Annotated in this window: 28 protein-coding genes; 13 read left to right on the top strand and 15 right to left on the bottom strand. The window is 53.5% G+C overall.

The genetic code is table 11. The features are described 5' to 3' along the window. Positions 1-1244: 1244 nt before the first annotated feature. Entirely contained in the window at positions 1245-1601 is a 357-nt protein-coding gene (locus tag MVK60_RS03135) for a DUF134 domain-containing protein (RefSeq protein WP_297436346.1), read from the bottom strand. Between the two features lie 96 nt (positions 1602-1697). Here MVK60_RS03135 and MVK60_RS03130 point away from each other — a divergent pair, with 96 nt between their 5' ends. Beyond that, complete coding sequence (locus tag MVK60_RS03130) at positions 1698-2156, top strand: 6-carboxytetrahydropterin synthase (RefSeq protein ID WP_297436378.1); 459 nt, start codon at positions 1698-1700, stop codon at positions 2154-2156. 78 nt (positions 2157-2234) lie between these two features. Further along, complete coding sequence (locus MVK60_RS03125) at positions 2235-2666, top strand: chromate resistance protein ChrB domain-containing protein (protein ID WP_297436344.1); 432 nt, start codon at positions 2235-2237, stop codon at positions 2664-2666. Here the strand turns inward: MVK60_RS03125 and MVK60_RS03120 are convergent. Next, positions 2663-3235: a hypothetical protein gene (locus MVK60_RS03120; protein WP_297436376.1), complete on the bottom strand. Its 573-nt coding sequence runs from the start codon at positions 3233-3235 to the stop codon at positions 2663-2665. The two genes, MVK60_RS03125 and MVK60_RS03120, sit on opposite strands and share 4 nt — an antisense overlap. Positions 3236-3291: 56 nt before the next feature. Between MVK60_RS03120 and MVK60_RS03115 the strand changes: the two genes are divergently transcribed. After that, entirely contained in the window at positions 3292-3714 is a 423-nt protein-coding gene (locus MVK60_RS03115; protein ID WP_297436342.1) for a PPC domain-containing DNA-binding protein, read from the top strand. Between the two features lie 4 nt (positions 3715-3718). On the opposite strand, the gene MVK60_RS03110 is transcribed toward MVK60_RS03115, so the two are convergent. The 5 genes from MVK60_RS03110 to MVK60_RS03090 form a co-directional block, all read right to left on the bottom strand. After that, a complete protein-coding gene (locus tag MVK60_RS03110) occupies positions 3719-4288 on the bottom strand; it encodes a DUF998 domain-containing protein (protein ID WP_297436340.1) in 570 nt (189 codons plus the stop codon). A 6-nt stretch (positions 4289-4294) separates the two neighbouring features. Further along, positions 4295-4603: an antibiotic biosynthesis monooxygenase gene (locus tag MVK60_RS03105; protein WP_297436338.1), complete on the bottom strand. Its 309-nt coding sequence runs from the start codon at positions 4601-4603 to the stop codon at positions 4295-4297. Between the two features lie 347 nt (positions 4604-4950). Next, a complete protein-coding gene (locus MVK60_RS03100) occupies positions 4951-5415 on the bottom strand; it encodes a NifB/NifX family molybdenum-iron cluster-binding protein (protein WP_297436374.1) in 465 nt (154 codons plus the stop codon). 61 nt (positions 5416-5476) lie between these two features. After that, positions 5477-5701 carry a hypothetical protein gene (locus tag MVK60_RS03095; RefSeq protein ID WP_297436336.1) on the bottom strand — a complete coding sequence of 75 codons (225 nt, stop codon included), beginning with the start codon at positions 5699-5701 and terminating at the stop codon, positions 5477-5479. A gap of 34 nt (positions 5702-5735) precedes the next feature. Beyond that, entirely contained in the window at positions 5736-6365 is a 630-nt protein-coding gene (locus MVK60_RS03090; RefSeq protein ID WP_297436334.1) for a NifB/NifX family molybdenum-iron cluster-binding protein, read from the bottom strand. Between the two features lie 120 nt (positions 6366-6485). On the opposite strand from MVK60_RS03090, the gene MVK60_RS03085 reads away from it, so the two are divergent. From MVK60_RS03085 to MVK60_RS03075, 3 genes are read left to right on the top strand one after another with little or no spacing between them, the layout of a single operon-like run. Further along, positions 6486-6896 (top strand): NifB/NifX family molybdenum-iron cluster-binding protein, encoded by a 411-nt coding sequence (locus tag MVK60_RS03085; protein ID WP_297436373.1) that lies wholly within the window; start codon positions 6486-6488, stop codon positions 6894-6896. A 3-nt stretch (positions 6897-6899) separates the two neighbouring features. Continuing rightward, complete coding sequence (locus tag MVK60_RS03080; protein ID WP_297436333.1) at positions 6900-7331, top strand: isoprenylcysteine carboxylmethyltransferase family protein; 432 nt, start codon at positions 6900-6902, stop codon at positions 7329-7331. Beyond that, entirely contained in the window at positions 7279-7812 is a 534-nt protein-coding gene (locus tag MVK60_RS03075; protein ID WP_297436331.1) for a DUF2250 domain-containing protein, read from the top strand. The genes MVK60_RS03080 and MVK60_RS03075 overlap by 53 nt, the downstream gene beginning before the upstream one ends. Positions 7813-7886: 74 nt before the next feature. Here the strand turns inward: MVK60_RS03075 and MVK60_RS03070 are convergent, their stop codons facing one another. The 4 genes from MVK60_RS03070 to modA are packed head-to-tail and all read right to left on the bottom strand — an operon-like array spanning position 7887 to position 11311. Further along, on the bottom strand, positions 7887-8684 hold the full coding sequence (locus MVK60_RS03070) for a hypothetical protein (RefSeq protein ID WP_297436329.1): 798 nt from the start codon (positions 8682-8684) through the stop codon (positions 7887-7889). Next, a complete protein-coding gene (locus MVK60_RS03065; protein WP_297436327.1) occupies positions 8681-9733 on the bottom strand; it encodes an ATP-binding cassette domain-containing protein in 1053 nt (350 codons plus the stop codon). Before MVK60_RS03065 ends, MVK60_RS03070 begins: the two co-directional genes overlap by 4 nt. Further along, positions 9714-10511 carry an ABC transporter permease gene (locus tag MVK60_RS03060; RefSeq protein WP_297436325.1) on the bottom strand — a complete coding sequence of 266 codons (798 nt, stop codon included), beginning with the start codon at positions 10509-10511 and terminating at the stop codon, positions 9714-9716. The genes MVK60_RS03065 and MVK60_RS03060 overlap by 20 nt, the downstream gene beginning before the upstream one ends. Further along, positions 10499-11311 (bottom strand): molybdate ABC transporter substrate-binding protein, encoded by an 813-nt coding sequence (gene modA, locus MVK60_RS03055; protein ID WP_297436323.1) that lies wholly within the window; start codon positions 11309-11311, stop codon positions 10499-10501. Before modA ends, MVK60_RS03060 begins: the two co-directional genes overlap by 13 nt. A 353-nt stretch (positions 11312-11664) precedes the next feature. Between modA and MVK60_RS03050 the strand changes: the two genes are divergently transcribed. Further along, positions 11665-12111 (top strand): CGGC domain-containing protein, encoded by a 447-nt coding sequence (locus MVK60_RS03050; RefSeq protein WP_297436321.1) that lies wholly within the window; start codon positions 11665-11667, stop codon positions 12109-12111. Between the two features lie 29 nt (positions 12112-12140). Here the strand turns inward: MVK60_RS03050 and MVK60_RS03045 are convergent, their stop codons facing one another. After that, positions 12141-12881, bottom strand: a complete 741-nt coding sequence (locus MVK60_RS03045) for a DUF364 domain-containing protein (RefSeq protein WP_297436371.1) — start codon at positions 12879-12881, stop codon at positions 12141-12143. 92 nt (positions 12882-12973) lie between these two features. Between MVK60_RS03045 and MVK60_RS03040 the strand changes: the two genes are divergently transcribed. From MVK60_RS03040 to MVK60_RS03020, 5 genes are all read left to right on the top strand, one after another. After that, on the top strand, positions 12974-13921 hold the full coding sequence (locus MVK60_RS03040) for a radical SAM protein (protein ID WP_297436319.1): 948 nt from the start codon (positions 12974-12976) through the stop codon (positions 13919-13921). Positions 13922-13980: 59 nt separating this feature from the next. Then, on the top strand, positions 13981-14853 hold the full coding sequence (locus tag MVK60_RS03035) for an ATP-binding protein (protein WP_297436317.1): 873 nt from the start codon (positions 13981-13983) through the stop codon (positions 14851-14853). Beyond that, positions 14853-15743: an ATP-binding protein gene (locus MVK60_RS03030; RefSeq protein WP_297436315.1), complete on the top strand. Its 891-nt coding sequence runs from the start codon at positions 14853-14855 to the stop codon at positions 15741-15743. Before MVK60_RS03035 ends, MVK60_RS03030 begins: the two co-directional genes overlap by 1 nt. 77 nt (positions 15744-15820) lie before the next feature. Further along, complete coding sequence (gene pfdA / locus MVK60_RS03025) at positions 15821-16264, top strand: prefoldin subunit alpha (protein ID WP_297436313.1); 444 nt, start codon at positions 15821-15823, stop codon at positions 16262-16264. 77 nt (positions 16265-16341) lie between these two features. Continuing rightward, positions 16342-18684, top strand: coding sequence for a DUF2341 domain-containing protein (locus tag MVK60_RS03020; protein WP_297436311.1), 2343 nt, complete (start codon positions 16342-16344; stop codon positions 18682-18684). On the opposite strand, the gene MVK60_RS03015 is transcribed toward MVK60_RS03020, so the two are convergent. Continuing rightward, complete coding sequence (locus MVK60_RS03015; RefSeq protein WP_297436369.1) at positions 18663-19589, bottom strand: SDR family oxidoreductase; 927 nt, start codon at positions 19587-19589, stop codon at positions 18663-18665. The genes MVK60_RS03020 and MVK60_RS03015 overlap by 22 nt on opposite strands. Positions 19590-19723: 134 nt before the next feature. On the opposite strand from MVK60_RS03015, the gene MVK60_RS03010 reads away from it, so the two are divergent. Further along, positions 19724-20743: an adenylosuccinate synthetase gene (locus tag MVK60_RS03010; protein WP_297436309.1), complete on the top strand. Its 1020-nt coding sequence runs from the start codon at positions 19724-19726 to the stop codon at positions 20741-20743. On the opposite strand, the gene MVK60_RS03005 is transcribed toward MVK60_RS03010, so the two are convergent. Next, positions 20736-22793 carry a hypothetical protein gene (locus MVK60_RS03005; protein ID WP_297436307.1) on the bottom strand — a complete coding sequence of 686 codons (2058 nt, stop codon included), beginning with the start codon at positions 22791-22793 and terminating at the stop codon, positions 20736-20738. The genes MVK60_RS03010 and MVK60_RS03005 overlap by 8 nt on opposite strands. Before the next feature lie 61 nt (positions 22794-22854). Continuing rightward, positions 22855-23649 carry an alpha/beta hydrolase gene (locus MVK60_RS03000; protein ID WP_297436305.1) on the bottom strand — a complete coding sequence of 265 codons (795 nt, stop codon included), beginning with the start codon at positions 23647-23649 and terminating at the stop codon, positions 22855-22857. Between the last annotated feature and the right edge of the window lie 43 nt (positions 23650-23692).

Genomic DNA, 23692 nt, shown 5'->3' with positions numbered 1-23692 from the left:
TGGCATAGTATAAATGGGAACGGATGTGCAGGAGTGTTCATGCTGGTGAGATGGCGCCTTCCCGTAGAAAAGTGCTACTCTGCCTATACGGCAGTACCTTCTCTCCCATGAACCCTTAGGGGAGAGTTATCATCTAAGCTTCTTAGAGTGCTAAAAGTTTATTCTGAGATCGGGCTTTCATGGAACAAAATTCGGTTACAATTAAAGGTGGTATATATGTAACCCTGAAGTCCTGGCATCATGACCCGGGTTTATCAAGTCCTTCATAAAGCAGTAGTGGGCCCAATGACAGCGGAACCTTATAGTTTTGAGTCTTGAGTTACTCCCATCACGGTGGAAACCTCTATCCGCTGGTTAGTGTCGATTTAGGAATGTACGGAGGGGTAGACCCCAAGCGCTGGGAACCTGGCGGAATGTCTGTACCAGCTGTCCTTTCTATGGACATGGTTGTACCTTAATTTTGGATATAAGGTACATTATATCCAAAACCGACGTACATTAAGATACATTATCAAGCGAGTATGAGCTTGATATAGCGCCGCGTTTGCTCCAATCTCTCATTTCTGTGCCCGCTCAAACAAAAGATCCGTTATGTAATTCGTTGCAGCTGTTAAGGTCTTAAACCGGTGTATCCCATAATGAGGTGAGCAATTGCCTTAAACGAATGGACAGCAGATAGAAACTCCAGTTGCAATGACGTATCAGCAAGGATGTCTGGGAGAATCTAGTGGAGAACGCTGGTCTCTCTCGGACGTCTCTCAAGCTTGTCCAATAACAGCAATAACGCTCGAAGCTGGCGAGAAAATAACACTCCCGCAGGTGTTCGTACTAGCTGTAGCAGAACTTTCTCATCATTATGGTTATTATAGACTCCCCCTTCTTTTTCTTTTTTAACTGGTTCACTGCACTTGTCACGTCAGAGCTGTTCATTTTACTACTTTTTCCGAACAGATATTGTAAATTTTTTGGATTTTTTACTATTATAAGTTTATTATTTAAAACTTTTATTTAATGTTATTTATTAGTGAATTAATATTTAAAAATTTTTAAACTTATATTTTAGTAATTTTAATAAAAAATCTAAACTTTTTATGTTAACTTTCTATTAAAGTTAAAACCCACTAGAAACTTTGAGGGATAAAATGGGGTTGTGAATTAGGTTAATCTAAATCTATAAATCGGCAGGAGAACACCCGGATTGGCAAATATTCGACAATAAGAACGGCTTTTAAGGGAATAACCAACTATAATTCTTCCTCGCCGGGGGTTTTTGGGACCTCGTTTCCCTGGGGTAAAATTATGAGTTCCCTCCCCTCAACCAGCATCTGGGCGACCTTCTTTCTGGCTGAGCTCAGCGCCCTCCACACCGTACCTCTGGAGACACCCATCCTCTTTCCCGCCTCCTCCTGCGTCAAGCCTTCATGGTCGACCAGTCTGAGCGCTTCGAATTCCTCATAGGTCATGAAAATCGGAGGCTTGGGCTGGCCCATCGGGGGTAACGCAGGATAGAAATGTCTAACCTCTGGGACGAATCCTATCATCCTCAGCTTCCTTCTCCTTCCCCTCCCACGGCCCCTGCCAGGTCCCATTCCCATCGGCATAGTTTATCGGATATCCTAACGACGGTCCACTTTATAGGCTTTCCGCCTCCAGTAACGGTTATAATACTTCAATCTTAGATTAACCTGGTGAGAAAGATGACGTTTAAACTTTCTGAGAGAAAGATAAGATGGCACAAGGACTTTGACAGCTCGCATTTCCTCGCCCTGCCCTACGAGAGCAAATGCCTCAGGATACACGGGCACACCTACAACGTGGACGTCGAGATATGGGGCGACCTCAACGAGAATGGCATGGTATTTGACTTCAACCACCTCAGCAGGCTTATCAAGCTCCTCGACCACAGGATCATCGTGAGCGAGAGCTGGGTGGTGGAGAGGAAGGAGGACATTATTGTCATAGAAAAGAATGGAAAACATATAGAACTGCCCGCCGATGAGGCAGTTATTCTAGATAAGCCCAACGTTACGGCAGAGTTCATAGCGGAGTGGTTCGCGGAGAGAATAGCGGAGAAGGCGGAAGACAACGTGGAGAAAATCCGTGTAAAAATCTGGGAAGACCCCCGGAGCTACGCCGAGGTAACCCTTGAGAAGTGACTGTTGGGCCGTTCTTGGTCTTCTCTATTTTCGCAACCTGTAAATAGAAAGACGTCGACTCTTCTTCGAGGCGATCTTATGAAGTGGGTGACCCGTGAACACGTCCACGTTGACCGTGTGGCGTGTCCCTGGCTTATAAAGCGTTTTATTGACCCCGAGGCGGAGTTTATCTTCGTGCCCCGCGATACAGACCCCGCAACAATCACCGGGGGAATACCCTTTGATTTTAAGGGGGTTGAGCTCGGTCATCACGATGGAAAATGCTCCTTTGATGCCTTCGTTGAGAAGTACAACATAACAGACCCCGCCGTTTTGAAGATTGCCGAGATAGTTCGGGAGGCCGACACTCACGTTGAGAATCCCCGGCCCCTGGCGGTTGCCCTCGATATACTCGCAAGAGGATACAGGATGATATGCAAGGATGACTATGAAACCCTTGAGAAGGAGTTTTACCTCTACGACGCCCTGTACGCCTACTTTAAGAAGCAAATTGAGGAAGGAAAGGCTTAACAGCCCTTCTCCCTTTTTTCGGGGAGTGCCTCCTCGGTTCCACAGGCCCTGTAGACATTTGCAAGCATTTCTCTAGCCTTCTTTTTGAGCTCGCTGAAATACTCATCCTCGAAGGTTTCCTCTGCTTCGATCGTTAGCAGGTAGGCGGTTTTCATGTATGTCAAACCCAGCTCGCAGTCGAACCTTTCCGCAATTTTCTCCGCTATATCCACGAGGTAGCCGACGAATGAATATAAGAGCCGCCTGTAATCGTTCTCGAAGCCGTTTTCGCTGAGCCAGCCCTTGAGGGTCAGGAAGACCTTAAACGCCGGCACTTCGACCTTTTCATCCCCGTAGCGGCGGTACCGGATGAGAAGGTACTGGAAGATTGAGATGAGAAACCTTCCAACGTCGGCCTTCGTTCCGCCGTTTTTCTCAACGAACTCCTCGAATTCCCTTAAGCCGCTTTTCCCGCTCTCGAAGAAGGCCATTAGCACTGCCGCGTAGGGTGTTGAGTACTGGGAGAAGTCAACCTCGCCGAATTCCGGAATCTCTGGAAAGACCCTCATTATCGCCCCTTTGATGTTCATTCTTTTCACCCAAACGGTTAAATCGGGGGAGGCTTATTAGCTTTGAGGTGAGTACCGTGAGGTTCTCGAGGGGGAGGAACTTCCTGTTCAGGGTTCCGGAGGGGGAGGAGCTCCTGAAGTTCATAAATGAGTTTGCAAAGAAAAACAACGTCTTAATTGGAACCGTCAGCGCCATTGGGAGTCTGAAAAACCCGAGAATAGGTTACTTCGATGAGGAAGCCGGGGAGTACAAGGTCATCGAGCTGACGGGTGCCTATGAGCTAGTCTCTCTCGCTGGTAACATAAGCCTCAAGGATGGGGAACCCTTTGCTCACATCCACGTTGCTTTAGGAGACTCCGACGGCATGATCTATGGAGGCCATCTCGTTGAAGGAGAGGTTTTTGTGGCCGAGATCTTTATACAGGAGCTCCTCGGAGAACTCCTTGAGAGGAAACTGAAGGAGAACGGGCTGGCGCTGTGGGATGAAGCCAGCCTTTAACCCTCTAACTCTTTTCGGCGAAGAATTTCTCCCACAGCAGCGCGTAGTGCCAGATTATCATGGCGAAGATCCCGATGAATTCGGCGATTGCAACGCCCGTGAAGATTTCGAAAGCCCATCTTGCGAGGAGGACCTCGGCGGTGAAAAGCAGGGTCGTGAAGGCTCCGAACTTCCGCAGGCCTTCGGGCCATAGGCCGGCTCCTGCTATCAGATATCCGACGCTTCCGGCCAGAAAGAACCCCCAGCTGACGTGGTAGTGGGGCTCAGTCCCCTCCGGGAAGAGCGCCACCCCGGCCAAGAAGGCCAGTCCGATCATGAAGAGGGCAATTCCAAGCCTGAAAACCCTGTTTTTAACTTCACCAAACAGACCGGCCGCGTAGTAGATTGCCAGAATCGCTGAGATGAACAGCGGAACGTTCATCACCCAATTGTACGGGAGGCCGACCTTTCCCAGGTCGCTTATCGCGTTGTCCGTGAGCCTCCACCAAGGGCGGTTTATCAGGATCGCTACGCCTATTCCGCCTAGGGCAATCGGGGGTGAGAGAATACCTGCCCAGAGTTGGCTCCTCTTCATCCCTTCTCACCCTTCGTAGAAGATCCTGTAGTGCTGAACGTACTTCTCCTTCTCCAGCAGGAAGTCGTCGTCCTCCGGATAGTACTTCGCTATCTCCGGGTTTTCCCCGGCGAACTTTTTGATGGACTCCATTGAGTCCCATATCGTGACGAGAAGGAAGTGGGCAACGTCTCCTTCATCCTTCCTCGTGAAGTAGAGCTTTAGAAGTCCATCGACGGAGCCGTAGTCCGGAACCGCCCTCTCGATAAGGAACTTTTCGTATTCGTCCGCCTTTTCGATTGGCACCCTTCCGTGCCAGAGCCTCATAACGGGCATTGAATCACCTCAATGTTATTATTAGGGTACCGTATAAAAAGCTGTCCAAAGGAGCTTCATGGCGTTAGTTTCCACCCAGCGCTCTTTACAAGGCTCATAACGGCAACAACGCTCGCAGGGGCTCAGGGATCATGGTAAGGGCAACTCCCAGCCGTGGCCCAGAACCATCAGTGTCTTAAATTTCATCCGGGATTCAAGAGGTTCAGTAAGATAGGGTGTTTAAACACGAGAACCTAGAGCACCATTTTCCCGAGGTCAGGGCTTCCCGATGCCGAGGGGGCTATGGGGGAGATAGCGGATGCAGAAGAGCACTACCCGCCGCGAAATTTAAATATTTTGAAAGCGGCTTACCAGCCGCCTCTGCCTCGGCCACCGCCCATTCCACGTCCCATTCCTCTACCTCGCCCCATGCCGCGCCCCATTCCTCTTCCCATTCCCCCACCGGCTCCACCGCCCTCAGGTCCAAACACAGCCGGGCTAAGCCCCCCATGCAGGAGGGCTTCAACGGCCTCTTTCACGGTCATAGGGCCTGGAACGGAGAATACCCTGATGCCTGCGGCCTGAAGGACACTGGATGCATTGGGCCCAAACTGAGGGGCCACAACTGTATCGACTCCAGAGTCTATGCAGAACTGGGCCGCAGTAACGCCCGCTCCTCTAGCCGACTGTGCGGCGGGGTTTGCCACCACCTGAACGTTGGTCACGTTTCCAGTTTCGTCGACATCAACAAGTGTAAACGTTGGTGCCCTCGCGAACATGCCAGCCACCTGATCGTCAAGTCCTCCCCTAACTGTCGGGAAAAGTATCCTCACTCCTATCACCTCCACGGGCATTAGGTTGGCCTAAGTTAAAAGCCTTGTGTTGAAAGGGAGGTCACCACCGGTAACCTCCGGGCCAAGCCGCCCTGCCGTACCCCCTTATTGCCCTCCAAACGAGCACGAGTACAATAAGGGCTACGAGGTAAACCGCGGCCACTATGAACAGTTTGAAGAGCAGGTATACCAGGATCACCAGGAACATGAGATCAAGTATCCCATAGAGACCAGAGGGAAACCCCCAGTACCCCCTTCCCCGCTGTCTTCCCATTCCGCGTGGCATCAACGACCCTCCTGGAGATTAAAAAGAAAGGGGTTCACCACCAGCCAAAGAACCTTGCGAGCCAGGTTCTCCTGCTTGGCTGACCGGTCCACGGGCAGTAACCGAGCTGGGCGCCCCAGCCCCTACCCCCTCCGCGTCCGAATCCTCTACCTCTTCCCCAGCCTCCTCCGCGGCCCCAGCCTCTACCCCTGCCGGGGCCGAAGCCATAACCGTATGCAGGGTATGCTGGGTAGGCCGGGGTGCCTGGGCCAGCTGTGGTCATTGGATACGGAGCGTACGTCGGTTGGTTGACGGGGCCCCCAACAGGTGGGGCCGGCACGTTGAACGTCTGAGCGCTTCCGCTCGCTGCAATCTTTACGGCTTCCTCGACTGGGGTTCCCGGTGCGACCTGGTAGAGCCTTACCCCTGCTGCCTGTAGGGCACCGAGGGCGTTTGGGCCAACCTGCGGGGCTATCACCGCTTCGACGCCCTCGTTGATGAGGGTCTGGACGGCCATTGGGCCGGCTCCGCCTCCTGCCATTGCTGCACCGTTCTGGATGGTTTTCTCGTTGAGTATGTTGCCGTTTTCATCAACGTCTGCTATGAGGAATGCGGGGGCACGTGCGAACACGGGGGCAACCGTGTCGTTGAGCCCTCCACCGTTTGTTGGTACTGCAACCTTCATAATCTACCACCTCCATCTCTTCATTATTATGTGCATATGCACAGTATTTAAATTTTTCGGTGGCCCTAACTCTTATAAATCCAAATCCCGAAGGCTGCGGTGGTGATGCTCATGAGCGAGGTGAGATGCCTTAAGGTTGCGTTCGGAATGGAGAATGACGAGAAGCTCGTGGATGCCCACTACGGCGACTCGGAGTTCTTTGGGATATACGAGGTCTGTGAGAACGGAACCGTCAGGCTCATTGGGAAGAGACTTAACAGGGCCAGGGGCTTTGAGGAGGATGAGAGTGGGGGGCACGGTGATCCCCGGAAGTTCAAGGCAGTTATGGGCCAGCTCCTCGACGTTGACGTTTTAGCCGCCTTCAGAATGGGGCCGAACTTTTTGAGAATATGGGACAAGACCAACAAGGTGGCATTCTTCACGAGAACGAGGGACCTTAAGACTGCTCTCCAGCGCGTCGTTGAGAACTTCGACGACCTCTGGGAGCAGGTACAGGTAAAGAAAGCTGAAAAGCCGCTGATAGAGGAGTGAGCGATGAGGTTCTGGGGAATAGAGCCAAAAGTCTCGTTTTTCGCAGTTCCCTACGCGCTCCTTGCCTTCTATCTTAATTCCACCTTTGGAATCTGGATTCCGAGGTTATCCAGGTCTGGAGCGGCTCTGGTTACCGTGGGGGTGGCCATGTGGCTCCTCTGTTATCTCCAGGTTTTGGGGGCTTACTCCAAGGGAAAACTGCTCACAACCGGCTGTTACTTCAGAGTCAGGCACCCAATTTACTCTATCTGGGGCCTCATGATAATCCCGGGCTTCTCTCTCGTCGTTGGAGGCTTCATGCTCGCTCTACCTTTTGTCTACTGGCTCGCGGTGGTGGGGTTTATAAGCGAGGAGGAGAGGGCCCTTGAGGAGAGGCTCAGCGATGAGTGGAGAAGCTACGTCAAAAGAACGGGCAGGTTCCTCCCGAGGATTTGAGCTCCCCCCGGTTCACCTCTACGTTCTGTTTCACCTCAGGAAAGCTGGAGTCGATTACGCCAGGATGATGGGGAAGATGAGCGGCCTTTCGGTCGAACTAATAAACGACGCGATAGACGATTTAATCGAGCTCGGGCTCGTTGAACGCGATTCTGGAAGCGCGATAAAGCGGAGCAAAGCACGCTTCAAGAAGGCCTTTGAGGTTCACAAGCACCACACCTATTACAAACTCTCGCGAGAGGGGGAGCTCTTCACCCGTTCGATTGGTGGGAAGTGGCTTAAGCAATACTTCAACGGCCTCTTTCCAGAAGGCTGGAAAGTCGTTAGAGCACTTGCCGAAAGCAGGAACGTGGAGGAAGCGGGCAGAAAGGTAAGCATTGACGGCGAGACCCTCGAAGAGCTGAGGGTTCTCCACTTCGTAACGGAGCAGGGCAGGAAGACAGAGTTCTTCAAGGCACTTTCCCGGTTCCTTGGATTCTAAAGGTTCAAGACGCTTCTTGTTCCTATCCCCAAAGACTTCTCCGGAGGTTTAAACCCTGCTAGAATCGTAAGCTTTCACTCCCTCTCAATCCTCATCGTCAGGTCGAGGGGTCTGGCGTAGTAAGGCGCGCTCGTGATGATTACGTCTGCAATCTCTGCGTACTCCACTATGTTCCGGGCGTTGATGTCGCCGGCGACGGCTATCTCAAGTGATGGGTTCAGCTTCCTCAGCGTCGGGACGAGTTCCCTGAGCTCTTCAAGTGAGAAATGGTCGAGGAGTATAACGTCAACGGTCTTGGCATACTCCACGGTCTCCCCAGCAGTCCTCGGCTCTAGTTCGACCTTCTTGAGTGCCTTTAGCTTTCCGAGCCGGCGGGCGACGCGGAGGTGGTTCTGCGTCACGAGTATCGAGTCGCTGAGGGAGTTCCTGTGAACCTCACCCCCTCCAGCCCTAACGGCTTTAATCTCGAAGTACCTCATCCCGGGGTGGGTCTTGCGCGTCGTCGCAACGATGACGTTCGGGTTGGTCTTCCTCGCGAGCTCTACGAGTCTCTTCGTCTCCGTCGCTATCGCGCAGGTTATCGAGAGGAACGTCTGAGAGACGCGCCAGACCCTGAAGAGCGTTCTCAGGTCGCCTTCGGCGCGCAGGATCGTTGAACCGGGTTCAAATTCACCCCCGCTCGGGAGTGACTCGACGTTCAGACCGAGGGAGGAAAGAAAACAGGAAAGCTCCTCGGTGCAGGCCGAGACTCCACCTTCCCTGGAGATTATCCTCATTACTCCCGCTCCCTTAACCCCAAGGAGCTCGGTCGTCTCGTCGAAGTAGGGGCAGTCCTCATCTAGGTACAGCTCAAAGAGCCTCACCAGGTTCATTTTATCACCCTCAGGGCGCTCGCTTTGAAGAGGGCGTAGAACCTCCTCCCAGGCTTTATCCCCATGAGCTCCACCGCGTTCGGGGTTACAACGGCGCGGAGGGAGAGACCGTCCAGCGAAAGGCTCAGCCAGACAAGCTGGCCCCGCCTTTCCATGGACTCAACCATTACTGGAACCACGTTCTGGGCCGAGCACTCACCGGGCTCCCTCGCGACTATAATCTCCTCCGGCCGTAGGGAGAGGATAACCTCCCCATCCGATCCGTCCGAGGTATATAGGATTACGTCGCCGACCTTAACCACGGTGAGTCCGCCCTTCCTCCCGGTGACATTCCCCCAGAGCAGGTTCGTCCCGACGAAGCCGGCTATGAACTCATCTCCGGGTCTTGAGAAGACCTCCTCAGGTGTTCCAAACTGAATGATTCTCCCTTCCCTCATCACCGCGACGTGCTTTGCCAGGGCAAAAACGTCCTCGAAGTCGTGGGTGACGTGGATCACCGTCGTGCCGTATTCAGCTATGACCCCCTTCACCAGCGAGCGGAGCCTCTCCCTCGTTTTTGCGTCCAGAGCGGAGAAGGGCTCGTCCATGAGGAGGACCTTAGGCCTGACGACGAGGGCCCTCGCGAGGGCAACACGTTGCTGCTCTCCACCGCTCAGCGTTCCGGGCTTCCGGTGGAGAATATGCTCAATGTGGAGCTCCCCAGCTATGGTTCGCACCTCTCTCTCGAGTTCTCCCTTGAAGAGTCTCTTTCTAAGGCCGAAGGCAATGTTGTCGAAAACACTCAGGTGGGGGAAGAGCATGTAGTCCTGATAGACTATGCTTATCCCTCTCTGTTCCGGCGGTTCTTTCGTCACGTCCCGGCCGTCGAGGATCACCCTGCCGGATAGGAGGGGATAAAAGCCAGCAATGGCCTCAAGGAGGATGGATTTTCCTGCCCCAGTTGGCCCGATGACCGTCAGGTAATCCCCCTCCTCAACCGAGAGCGAGATGTCCCTGAGGTGGAAGTCTCCAAGGTCTATGCCCAGGCTTTCAACCTCTAACAGAGCCATGCTTGCCACCCTCCAGCCTCTCGAAGAGGAGTATCGCGAGGAACGAGACCATGACGAGGACTATTCCGCTTGTTATTGCCATACCAATGTTGCCGTAGGAGAGGTTCAGGTAAAGCGTCACCGGCAGTATCTCGGTGTTCATGTAGCTCCCACCAGCCAAGATGAGCACGGCCCCGAAGGCGCCCATCGAGCGCGCGAACGAGATTATTGTCGAGGCAAAAAGGCCCTCCTTGGCCATAGGTAGGGTAACCCTTTTAAAGGTCTCGAACTCGGAGTAGCCGAGGCTCCTCGCGACGAGCTCGTAGCGCGGGCTTACCCCCTCGAAGGCTGTGTAGATCACCCTGACTGCGTAGGGCAGGGCAGTGAAGAACTGGGCCACAACAATGCCAAGCTTTGTGAAGACTATCTTCACCCCAAGGTCGCTGAGGGTTTCTCCGATGGCAGTCCTGCCGAAGAGGAGGAGCAGTGCCAAGCCAAGGACGAGCTCCGGAAATGCCATCGGAAGGTCAATGATTGATTTAACGGCGCTCTTCCCCCGGAACTCAAAGCGAGAGAGGGCATAGCCAATGGGGATTCCGATGAGGATGACGAGGAGGGTTGAGATCGATGCCGTTATGAGCGAGAGCTTGAGTGAGTAAACCATCTCCTCCGATTTTAGCGCCTCAAGGATTTCTCCCGGTCCGGGCACGAAGAAGAGGGTTGCTATCGCCATGAAGAGAAAAAACGTGAAGAGGAAGGCTATGAAAACGGTCAAAGCCCTGAAGCTCAGCCTTTCCACGGCCTGAACCCCCACTTCTCCCAGATTTCTGTATGGTTCGCTACGAACTCGTTGAAGGCCTTCGCCACCTCAACGTGGCCGTCCTTCTTTGCACAGGTTGTTACCGCGGTTGGAATTGTCTTAATCGAGTTCTGTTCTCCAGGTATTTGGATAACTTCGATTTTGCCCTTTGCTTGGGCCCACGTAACCATGTCCTCCCAGATTATCGCAGCATCGGCCTGTCCAGTGGATATGTAGATGAGAATCTGATTAACAGTCGGTGTGAAAACCACGACGTTAGGCTTCACTTCATCCCAGAGGCCGTTCTTCTCGAGTATCTTCTTGGCGACCTTGCCGATGGCGCAGGCCTTCGGGTCGCCGAGGACGACTCTAACCCCCGGCTTCGCGAGGTCTTCAAGGGAGTGAATCCCCTTTGGATTGCCCTTCGGAACCGCTATGACCGGAACGTGCTCCGTGACGTTTCTAACTGTGCTGTTGAGGATGTAGCCCTTCTTCATCGCCCCCTCCGTGTAGTACCAGGCCCCTGGGATGAAGACATCGCAGCCGCAGGTCGTCTGCAGGACGCCAAAGACTTCGCTGCTCCCGCCGTAGTGCACTTCGACCTTCGCGCCAGTCTCGTTCTCGAAGAGGCTTATCAGCCCGTTCATCGGCTTCATTAGACCCGCTCCGGAGCAGACGGTGAGGGTCTGACCTTCAAAGGGTTTCCCCTTCGTTGAGGCGTGTGCGGAGCTTATACAGCCGGCGCCGATGACGGCGCCGATAAGAACCAGAACGAGGAAGGGGGCTTTAACGTTCTTCATTAGACCACCCAAGAAGAAGTCTGAAGTTCGAATTTAAACGTTTGCGTAAATAAAATGGCTTAAAGTAAAACAAAATAGCTTAACCAACGTGCGTACTTCTGGATTAGTTTACCGCTTCCACCTCGTTGATGGGACTCCTCTTCTCGACATAAAGCTATACGTGCCGGAGTTTGGCATTAGGCCCCTAGGGTGGCTGGAGCGAAACGTTCACAAGCTTCCGAGGGTAGGATTACGGTAGGTTCGTGAAGGTGTGGTTGTTTTTATCTTCAAATTCGCGGATGAGCAAAAGGATATCCAGGCAAAAACTTTAAGCCAACTTTTTTATTAAGATGTCTGTCTGGGCATTTAGGGAGATGCCGAAAATGGTGAAGATTGGGATTATAATTTGTGACCGCTACCGCACCTGTGCGGGCGGCAAGTGTTTTAGGGCGCTGAGGGAACGCGAGGGGGCCTTCAGCATTTACAAGGGGCAGGATGTTGAGGTTGTCGGGTACACCACCTGCGGGGGCTGCCCTGGAGGGAACATCGAGTATGCCCCAGCGGAGATGAAGAAGAACGGTGCCGAGGTGATACACCTTGCGACGGGCTTTCTGGTGGGCTATCCACCCTGTCCCTGGATAGACTATTTTAAGAGGTTCATCGAGGAGAAATACGGCCTCAAGGTCGTCCTTGGAACCCATCCAATACCTCAGAAATACTACACGACCCACAGAGCTTTGGGCACGTGGGACTCACCCGACTGGGAGGAAAAACTGAAGTACGTCATCTGTGACGAGGCCACCAGAAGGAAATACGACTGAAAAGCCGGTGCCATGGCTGTACTCGTCGATCACGGCACCTCCACCACGTACTTCCTGTTCCCGTCTTCAAAGCCCTTGAAAGAACCGAGCTTGAGACCGAGAAGGGCCCTCTCCATATCGACAACCTTCATCGCGGCTAGGTGTGTAACGCGCGTTCCCCTTAGAAACTCCGGGAGAAGCTGGCCCGTTGGTCCCGTAAGGATGAAGAGCTCTGCCTTCCTCGCCCTATCGATGAGCATGTTAATCGTTCCATTGACTAGGCAGCTCGCGCTCGCTATCACTGCATCCATCTCCGGTAGAAGATGATACTCCAGGGCATCGCTAAAGGTTTCCCTGTCCCAGAGTCTGGCGTTCCGCTCGAAGACGAAAACGTTGAAGCCCCTCTCGCGCAGGGCCTCGGCCAGCGGCGGCATGTTGCCTATTAATGCGACTTTTTCAGTGTTCTCGTGCAGGAGCTCAAGGACATCAACCCACCGGGCGTTGTTCAGGTCTATGTGGTACTGAGAGACCGCGTTTATGGCAGCCAGGCCAAGGGTTCTCTCTATCACGTTCAGACTGTCGGCCTTTTCTATGAAAGCATCAATTGACGGCTCGCTTATCGGATTCCTGTAGCGCTGGACTTCCTCCGGTAGGGTCATCGCAACCCCCAGCGCTTTACATTTAGGTCCGCTCACCAGAACCCACGTGTACGGAAGGGCGAAGCCGAAATCCACGAGTTCAATACCATCGGCAAGCTTCAGAGCTTTCCCTTTGATACGGCTTAGGAACAAACCCACCACCGTTCTACATTCCACCATTCGGTATATGAAGGTTGCCTCAAAATGCTTATACGTATTTAGGTTTACCTAATTCTGGTGGTGGTATGATAGCGTTCGGACCCGTACCTTCGAGGCGGCTTGGCCGCAGTCTCGGGGTGAACAACATCCCCGACAAAATCTGCACCTACGCCTGCGTCTACTGCCAGATTGGGAAGACCCTGAAGATGGAGATTGAAAGGAGACCGTTCTACGAGCCAGAGCTGATTTTTAGGGAAGTTTCTGAGAAAGTCGAGGAGGCAATCGGGCGCGGCGAGAGGATAGACTACATAACCTTTGTACCGGACGGCGAGCCAACCCTCGACATCAACCTCGGAAGGGAGATAGACCTCATCGGACAGCTTGGAATAAAGCTCGCCACTCTCACGAACGCTTCTTTAATCTGGCGTGAGGATGTGAGGGAGGATCTCCTCAAGCTGGACCTCGTCTCACTAAAGTTGGATGCCGTCAGCGAGACGCTGTGGAGGAGAATCGACAGGCCGCACAGGAGTTTAAACCTTGAAAAGGCCCTCGATGGGATGCTCGACTTTGGTAGGGAGTTCAATGGAAAGCTCGTCACGGAGACGATGCTCATCGGTGATGTGGACTACGGTGATGAGTTTGAGCGGATAGCTGAATTTTTAAAGGAGCTGAAGCCGGATAAAGTCTACATAGCCGTTCCCACGAGGCCACCGGCTGAGCCTTGGGTGAAACCTGCCGGGGAGGAGGTCGTAAACCATGCCTTTCAGATCTTTGCAGAGTCCCTGGGTGAGGAGCACGTTGAGTACCTGATAGGCTACGAGGGCAACGCCTTTGCATTCACCGGGAACGTCGAGGAAGACCTGCTCAGCATCACGGCCGTTCACCCGATGCGTGAGGAAGCAGTTAGGGAGTTCCTGCGGAAGGCGAACGCGGACTGGAGTGTAGTTGAGGGGCTTCTGGCTGAGGACAGGCTCATAGAACTCGAGTACAATGGCAGAAGGTTTTACATGAGGAAGTTGAGGAGCAGGGAATGAACGGGATTATGCACAAAATTTAAAAGGAATTAGGTTGCCCTAACCCCGGAGGTGAGAGTTTGCAGATAGCGGTGAGCGGTGGAAAGGGAGGGACCGGGAAATCAACCGTTGCGATCAACCTTGCAGTAGCTCTCAAGAACCTTGGAATCGACCTGACGTTCGCTGATCTGGACGTTGAGGCACCGAACGACCACCTTTTGCTCGGCGTCGAGCTTGTCAATGAAGAGCCGGTGGATCAGTTCATGCCCCGCTTTGACTACTCTGAGTGTACGAAATGCCGCAAGTGCGCCGAGGTCTGCGAGGAGCACGCCATAATAACACTGAAGGACGGGACGCCCTTTCTCATGCCGAACCTCTGTTCGGGTTGCAGGGCCTGTGAGATAGTGTGCCCCGTTCCAGGAGCTATTCAGGAAGCATTCCGAGTCATAGGTCATACATACGTGACGGAGACGCCCTACGGATTTACCCTCGTCACCGGGAAGCTCAAGGAGGGCGAAGAGAGATCGATGCCGCTCGTCGTTGCGGCCAAGAGAAAGGCACAGGAGCTTCGGAAGGGGATTCTGCTTGTAGATACGGCTGCTGGAACAGGGAACACGGTTTCTAAGGCAGTGGAATTCTCGGATCTTCTCATAGCCGTTACCGAACCCACACCCCTTGGACTCCACGACACGGAGCTCATCCTTGAACTCGGGAACCTTATGGAGATGCCCACCTGGGTGGTCGTCAACCGCTCGGACCTCGGTGAGAAGGAGAGGGTCTATGAGCTTGCAGATAAATACAGGGCGGAGGTTGTCGCGGAGATCCCCTACAGCGAGAACATCGTGAGGAGCTACGTGGAGGGGAAGCCGGTGGTTCTGACGGAGTACCCTGAAGCCCAAATATTTGGGGGACTCGCCAGGAAGGTACTCGAGTTCCTTGGGGGTGATGAGTGATGCAACTGGCGATTGCGAGCGGCAAGGGCGGCGTCGGAAAGAGCACGATAACTGCCTCACTTCTCTACTTCTTGAAGGACGAGTATGGGTTGATAGCCGTCGATGCCGATGCTGAGGCTCCGAACCTTGGCCTTCTCCTCGGTGTGGAGCTCTGGGAGGAGGAGAGGGATCACATAGGTGCCAAAGTCGCGAGGATAGAGACCGGGAGCTGCATAAAGTGTGGCATCTGCATGGAGAGGTGTCCCTACGGCTGCATCTACATCGATGATGAAGGCAACTATGTTGTAAACGAGCTCACCTGCGAGGGCTGCAACGTCTGCGGTCTCGTCTGTCCCGTCTCCGGCACGATAACTCTAGAGGAAGTTCGCTCCGGTGTTGTGCGGAAGGCCACGACCAGGTACGGCTTTCCGATAATCTCCGCACAGCTGGACGTCGGAAGGCCGGAGAGCGGCAAGCTCGTCACCGAGGAGAAGGAGTGGGCGAAGAGGATTATGGAAGAGATGAATCTGGAACATATGATCGTTGACAGTGCTGCAGGGATAGGCTGCCAGGTTATAGCCAGCCTCGGGGGCGCTGACGCGGCAATATTAATAGCTGAACCCACACCGGCGTCACTCTCTGATGTTCAGAGGGCCTACAGGGTCGTCCAGCACTTTAGGGAGCCGGCTTACCTTATCGTTAACAAGGCGGACATCAATCCGGGCTTCACCGCCCTGAGGGACTGGGCTGAAGCCGAGGGAATTCCGATACTCGGCGAGATACCCTATGACGGGGCCATTCCGAGGAGCATGAGCCTGCTTAAGCCGATCGTTGAGGCTTTCCCGGAGTCCAGCGCATCGAAAGCGCTCAAAAAAATCGCTGAGAGGATAAAAGGGGAGATCCTTGGGTAGTTTCTCCGCCATCATCTCCTTTTTTCTAAACCCAAACCTTAAAAGCCTCCCCTCCAACCTATGCCGGTGGTGTGAAAATGGCCGAGAGAAATGAACAGCTTGAGAGGCTCGCTTACGAGTACCAGCTCCTCCGGGCCCAGACGCAGCTCCTGGCCCAGAACCTTGACCTGCTCACGATGGGCAGAAACGAGTTCCAGGCTGTGAAGGAGACCCTTGAGGGACTCAAAAAGACCGAGGATGAACGACCAGAGGTCCTCGTCCCCATAGGCGCCGGTTCATTCCTGCGGGGGGTCTTGATAGACAAGAACAACGCGATAGTCAGCGTTGGCGCCGGCTACGCCATCGAGAAGAACCTCGACGATGCGGTAACGTATCTGGACGCGCGCATAAAGGAATACGATGAAGCAATAGCCAAGACCCAGGAGGCACTCAGAAAGCTCGAAGGACAGCTGGGAGAGCTCGCCCAGAAGGCTCAGGAGCTTCAACAGAGGCAGGCGATGGGCTTCAGTGTGAAGAAATGAGAGTCCTCAAATTTTATTGGGAATTCCTCAAAATTTTGGAGATAACGTTTTAAACTTTATCTCAACCCTATTTTGTGATGTCGGGGAGATTCAGTCTTGGTTTGCTAACTGTAGTTTTAATATTACTCCTTCTAAGTTTCGGGTTAGCAGTACCCAGCATAAGCGTCAACGTGCAGGGAATAGGGACCGGGAGTGAGAAAGTTTTCTCACCAGTCTGTTATGGTGGGTACTATAAGGATAGCGGGGGGATTAGACTCCAATTTCCCTCGTATCTTCCTCCTGACTCTAAGGTATACGTGGTTCTCTACGATTCGGGGGGAAACTTTGTGGCATCTAACTCAAAAACCCTCACTGGTGGTCTCAACCCCAACACTCCAATCCTCGTCACGTTCTCCTCTACCGAGCTTTCTAATGCGGACATCTCAAAAACGCACGTGGTCGTAACAGATGGCTTTGGAAATGTGTTGTTCGAAGGAAGCATTGACGTCTCAGTTCAAAAAATCGGGGCCGGGAACTGGAGCGGTGATTTGGCCCAGCCCATAAACATAACCTATTCAGGCACCCAGGAGCTTCACAACTGGCCCGTTAGAATCGTTCTTTCGGATGATAACCCGGAAAACCATTACGGATGGGGGAATTACTATATCGACTGGACGTACCTTGGGAACAACCCCCGGGGCATCAGGTTTTATGACTCCAATGGACATCTCCTCTACTACTTGATAGAAATTTTAGACACCACCAACCATTACGCCGTCATCTGGGTGAACGTTACTGATATACCTCCTGGAGGGACCATCATCTGGATGGTTTATGGAAACGGGGACTACTCCAGCTATAACGATGGTCACAGGGTTTTTCCTTTCTTTAATGATTTTGAAACATGGAATGGCTGGGTGCAGTACGGAAGTGGTGTAGTGAAACAAGTGAATGACAACTTCGAGTACGGAGGTTCACATGCTGCTGAAAAGACCTCAAACAACGACCCAAACGGCGCGTACAAAAGCCTGGGTAGAGTTTTCAGGAGAGCAGAGTATGGTGGACTCATTTTGGAGTACTGGGACAACCGGGTTCGAGATACCGGTGGAAACCTTGACAGGGTGGGGTTGATAGACGACAACGGCAACGGTTATGGGGCCGTGCTGAACGCCATTAACGGGAACATCAGGATTGATGTACGTAGTAGCTATCGGGGATTCACAAAGGCACGGGTTAACGCCAATCTAAACACCAACACCTGGTACTTCGTCAGGTTTGAGATACTCTCAGATGGTTCCTTGATTCTCAACGTTTACGACACTTCGGGCAATCTTGTGAAGGAGACTTCGTATACTGACACATCATACACTGATTTCACGAGGGTGTATATATTTGGGGGTCAGACCTATCACGTGGATGACATTAGGGTTAGGTACTATATAGACCCTGAGCCGGAGGCTCATGTTGATGAGTGGTACAGGTTCGTTGCTTTCAACCCCGGATGCATCGCTCTCCAGGGTACCTCTGGGGGAGGTTCTGGATCAGGTGGTGGGTACATAATTCCCGTTACGATATACAACACCACATCCCCTGGAAACGGGAACTCCTATCCAAACTACGTTGTTAACTTCACCTATCCTCTCAACCCATCTGGTTACTCCAACGTCTACGTGACGGATTCCAGCGGGGACCCCCTCTATTACTGGTACGTGTACGATTCCGAAAGCGGAAAGACTTACTTCTGGGTGAACGTTTCAACCATCAGAACCGACGTGTCGCGGGTGATCTACGTTCACCTGGATGGGGATAACTACGATCCATCTTACTTCAATTCATTAAAGGTCTTCTGGTACTTTGAAGGCTCAAGTCGCGTTTTGAACGCAGGGAATTCGTACACCGTTCCATACACTATAAGCAACTTCATTAACAATGGCTATCAAGGATACGTTTTTGACACCAACGCAACTCTTGGGATTCCATCATCGGGGAATTATGGCCCGTACTTTTTAACCTACACAACATCTAACTGGGGAAACGTGGGGCTTGGGGTCAATTCGCAGGAAATAGATTGGGTTAGTGATAGCTGGGGGTACCTCACTTGGTTCAGCACCCAATCTCTGCCCTCTGGAATTCCAGAGCTCTATAGCGTGAGCATCATGACAGAAAGTCCCTACACCGTGTCAGTGTATGAGAACAACCAGTTGGTTGATAGCGATTCTTCATTGCGGAACGTTATTACAGGGATTATGCCATCCCCCACAATGGGTCAAGGGGTGGGTAGCAGTACCTACCACTGGCTCGGCCTCAGGCCGTATCTGTATCCCTCCCCGAAGGTAGTGGTTGGAACGATTCAGCCCGCTTCTGCTTTGGGGACCAGTTCATCCGGGCGGGTTCTTAGCGTTCAGAGTTTGGGGATCCCTTACGGGCTATCCAAACCCTGATGCCACTCCACCGTTTTCTTCAGCCCCTCCTCAAGGCTCCACTCCGGTTCAAAGCCAAGCCCTCTGATCCCGCTTATATCCGCGAGGCTGTGCCTTATATCGCCGGGTCTCGGCTTGTCGAAGACTATCTGCGAGTTCGCGCCCGTGATTTCAATAACTCTCCTGGCCAGCTCCAGCACCGTTGTCTGTCTCCCGGTTGCAACGTTGAAGACCCTCCCGTTGGCGCGCCTGCTCTCTGCAACGAGGAGGTTCGCCCTAACGACGTCCTTTACGTAGATGAAATCCCGTGTCTGCTTGCCGTCCCCGTAGATGAAGAGCGGCTCGTTCTTCAGGGCGCGGTTGATGAAAATGCTTATCACTCCCGCGTATTGGTTAGACCCCTGCCTCGGCCCAAAGACGTTGAAGTAACGGAGCGCAACGATGGGAAGGCCGTAGAGTTCATGATAAACCCTCAGGTACTCTTCGGCTGTTGCCTTGGTAACGCCATACGGTGAAAGCGGTTTCGGTCTTTCACTTTCTTTCAGCGGGAGGTTCGGGTTGTCGCCGTAAACTGCCGCTGATGACGCAAAGACCAGTTTCCCGTTGCCATCAAGAATGGCTTTCAGAATGTTAAGCGTTCCAAGGACGTTGACCTCCTCCGTGAAGACCGGGTCTCGAATGCTCTCCACGACGCTGACCTGGGCCGCCTCGTGGAAGACGTAGTCCGCGCTACTTATCAGCTCGGCTACCGCACTGTGGTTTCTTATGTCCACTTTAACCAGCTTCGCACCAGGGGGTACGTTCTCCTCCTTTCCGGTGTAGAGGTTGTCTATTATCACGACATCGTTGTCCTTGACAAGCTCCCAGGCGATGTGGGAGCCGATGAATCCCGCTCCTCCGGTAACGACCACCAGCTTGTTTCTCATGTTCACTACCTCCACCTTTGGTTTTTGTCAGGAGTTTTAACCTTTTGGAACGTCCCCGTGAAAGGTTTGCTGTTTATATGTTGATTTCGAAATTGTTATAAGGCTCTTCTTAACTTAAATATGGGTAAGGAGCCATGCCGAGCTACATCGTTGTTGGCGGTCAGTGGGGAGACGAGGGCAAGGGCTCTGTTATAGCGCACCTTGCCCTGGAGGATGAGCCCGAGATCATAGCACGCGGCGGCGTCGGGACGAACGCGGGCCACAGCGTTTTTATTAACGGTAAGAAGTACGCGGTCAGGCAACTTCCGACGGGTTTCATGCAGACGAAGGCCAGGCTACTCGTCGGGGCCGGCGTTTTGGTGGATCCAGAGGTTTTCTTCCACGAGCTCCATCACCTCAGGGACTTCAACATCGCCGAGAGGGTTGGGGTTGACAACCGCTGTGCAATCATCGAGGACGAACACAAGAGGTTCGACCGCTCAAATTCCTACCTCCACGAGGATATAGGAACCACCGGGAGCGGTTGCGGACCGGCAAACGCCGACAGGGTCATGAGGCGGGCGAGGCTTGCCAAAGATATTCCGGAGCTTGAGCCATACCTAACGGATGTGGCTCAGGAAATTAACGATGCTCTGGACGAAGGGAAGCTCGTACTCGTCGAGGGAACGCAGGGCTTTGGACTGAGCCTCTACTACGGCACCTATCCCTATGTCACATCGAAGGACACCACCGCTTCCGCCATAGCGAGCGACGTCGGAATAGGTCCAACGAGGGTTGATGACGTCATAATGGTCTTCAAGAGCTTCCCGACGAGGGTGGGAGCTGGACCGTTCCCGACCGAGATGAGCCAGGATGAGGCTGAGAGGCTGGGTCTTGTCGAGTACGGAACCGTCACAGGTAGGAGGAGAAGAGTGGGCTGGTTCGACTTTGAGTTCGCCCGCTACTCGGCCAGAATTAACGGTGCGACAATGCTCGCACTGACGATGCTCGACAAGTACGATAAGGATGCCTTTGGTGTCACCGACTACGAGGAACTGCCCAGGAGGGCCAGGGAGTTCGTTGAGGAGATAGAGGAGAGGGTCGGTGTTCCGGTTGGACTCATAAAGACGGGTCCCGAGCTGGAGCACATAATAGACAGGAGGGAAGTCATTTAACCGTGTACTTGCCCTCCACCTGCGCCAGCCTGAGCTTTGACGTCAGCCCTCCAGCAGGGACGAAGTCGTGCTCCAGCAGCTCGCCGGTCAGGGTGTTGAACTTGGCGAAGTACGTTCCCTTTCTTCCGACTCCTTTTATGCTCGCGTAGCCCTCCTCGATGTTGTGGGCGACCCATTCTATTGAGACGCTGTCCCTGTAGTTCTCCCCCACGAACCTCTCGAATGCCTTCGCTATGGCGCTCTCTATGTACTGGTAGTCAAAGGAAAGAACCTCCCCCGTTTCCCTGTGGATCACCAGCTTTCCGAAGGTCTTCGAACCGGTGAACTCGACCTCCCAGTGGTCCGAGAGCCTCAGCCCCTCCACCGATGGGTTGGGCTCGACCTCGGCTATTCTTTCAAGGGCTATCTCCTCGATGACGCTTCCCTTTATGAACCTGTCCGTCTCTTCCAGATTGCCTTCCCTTGACACGAATAGCTTTACTACCTGTCTCTCGTCCTCAAGGGTTACGCTGAACCCTTTATCGGATTCCTCAACGAAGACAGCCCTGAATCCTGGATAGCGCTCCAGGGTCAGCTCCACTGCCAGGTCCCGCTCTATGGCGACGTTCTTCTCGATGATCTCGCCGCTGGACCCGTCGTACGTTATGCTCGCCTTTATTCCTCTCCCCTCGAACTCCGCCCTGACAGTCTCGTGGTTCGTCACCCTGCAGGACTTGAGCTCAAGGCGACCCAATTCTGGAACGCTTCCGAGGGCCTTCCGAAGAGCCTTCACCGGCGGGCTTAGGCTTTTCTCCTCCAGAACCTCTCCGGTCCTGGGTTCAAGGGAGAGGACTTTAACGGTTCCCTCAGTTATCAGGTCCACCACGATCCTCTCAGGCTTCCTCTCGATTCCTATTACCCTGCCGTCTGAGTACCTGCCGAGCAGGGTTTCCAGTATAGCATCCTCGCTCAGGGCGGAAGAGACTCCCTTAACCTCGCCGCTGTAGGAGTTGATCTCCACCTCAAATAGATACCGCCTCGTTTTCCCTCTGAAAACTGCGAAGCGGCCCTTCTTCGTTGCCTCAATGACTTCTGGATATTCCCCTGTGGCATCAAAGACGGCCCTTCTGGCAAGCTCCAGGAGAACCTCATCGGGAAGAAGCTCCGCCTCGGCCCAGACGCGCCCCTCGTTGAAGTCGAAATGAACCCTGACCTCGTTCCTGCCCGCCCCAAGAACCAGCTCCGCGCCCTCAGGGACGTAGGCCTTCCTCGTCTGGATAACCTTCAGGTCGAGCCACTCCTTCCGGACCGCCTCCTCGATGACGAACCTCTCCGGGCCGGGCGCTTCTTTGATCTCTACCTCAGTAGCCTGGACCGTCGCGACGTCCTCCAGGAGGACCTTCATAGCTAGACCCTTCAGCTCCCCCTCCGCTTTCATTACCACACTGTCGCCGTCCACGAGGGCCTTTCCGCTATCGCTTTCCCTGCTCCATGAGACGATGTAAACGGGCCTGAGCTCCAGCCTCAGCGCCTTAACCTTCGCGGCCTCATGGGAAAAGCTGTACTTGTACGCTGCCACCCTCCTGGCCTCTTCCACGAGCCTCTTGGTGTTTAGGGGCTTCACGAGCGGCCCGTCTAAGATGAACTCCTTGAACTCGACTTCTTCCTTGCTTCTCTCTCCGATTAGCTTTTCGAGGAGCGTCCGCGGGGGTTCTATGGAGTACCTGTTGAAGGCCTCTGCCAGCCACTTGGGGCCCAACACCTTTACCCCCTTCAGTTCCAGCTCTGACAGATTTCCGTCGAGTACTATGAGAACCACCGGATAGTGCTTCTTTAATACTGACTTGAGCCACTCGCTCCTGGCCCTTCCCCTGAGAAGAGAAACCAAGAGCCTTTCCCGCCCGTGGAACGGGTTTTCCCTCTCTCCGATGACCGTGATGAGCCTGGCATCTCCCTTCTTCTTGTACTCCCTACCGGCTTCCGCGTATCCGGCCTTCCTGAGCAGTTCCGCCAGACCCTCTACCAGAAAATCGTCAGATGCCAGAAGGATTATCGACGGTTCCCACTTCACAGTACCACCTGTGTTAAAGAAAAAAGCCCCGGATAAATAGTTTGCTGGAAGTAGAACTCTTTTATCGGTCCATAAAGTACGATTTTTCAACCAGCCACTTAACAATTGTTTCGTGGAACCCCTCGCCCCATTCGGGGTCCTCGAATATCTCGTGGTAAGCTCCTTCGAACTCCCTGAGCATTTTGTCCTCAACGGTGAGCTCCTCCAGAAGCCTCCTCGAGCCCTCGGGCGGTGTTATGACATCACCGGTGCCGACGATTAGCAGCACTGGAACCTTTATCCTTCCTGCGTCTCTGTGTGCCAGCTCCATGTTCTTGAAGGTGCTCCTTCCCAGAGCTGCGGATATCCTGTCGTGGACGAGTGGGTCTTCAATGTAGCGCTTCACCGCCTCTCTGTTCCTCGATAGGAGTTCCGGCTTCAACCCGTTGGAGAGAACCATCCCCGGGGCGATTTTCCCGAGGAACTTCGCGAGGGTCACCATGAAGCCCGGAGTTTCTGGGCTCTTGGCTAGGGCAGGTGATGAGGCGATGACACCCCTTACCCTTTCCGGTCTCGTCTCAGCGTATCTTATGACGGTTAAGCCGCCGAGACTGTGGCCAAACAGGAAAGGTCTCTCGCCGATTTCAGCGATCATGGAGTCGATTATTTCCATGGTATCCTCTATAGTTGCGTGTCCCCTCTTGCCCGGGCTCCTCCCGTGACCTGGCCAGTCAAATGTGTAGACCGCGAAGCCGGCATCGTTGAGCATCGAGATGAGCCTACCGTACCTTCCACTGTGCTCGCCAAGGCCGTGAACTAGGATGACCCAGCCCCTGTCGGGTGTTCCCGACTTCAGTTTATAAAAGTCCACCTTCATCCCCCACTATAGTGCTCTGGGCATTTTCTAAGGGTCCCGGCAA

The sequence above is a fragment of the Thermococcus sp. genome (assembly GCF_026988555.1).
GTDB lineage: Archaea > Methanobacteriota_B > Thermococci > Thermococcales > Thermococcaceae > Thermococcus.
This window is presented reverse-complemented; position numbering and strand designations above follow the sequence as displayed.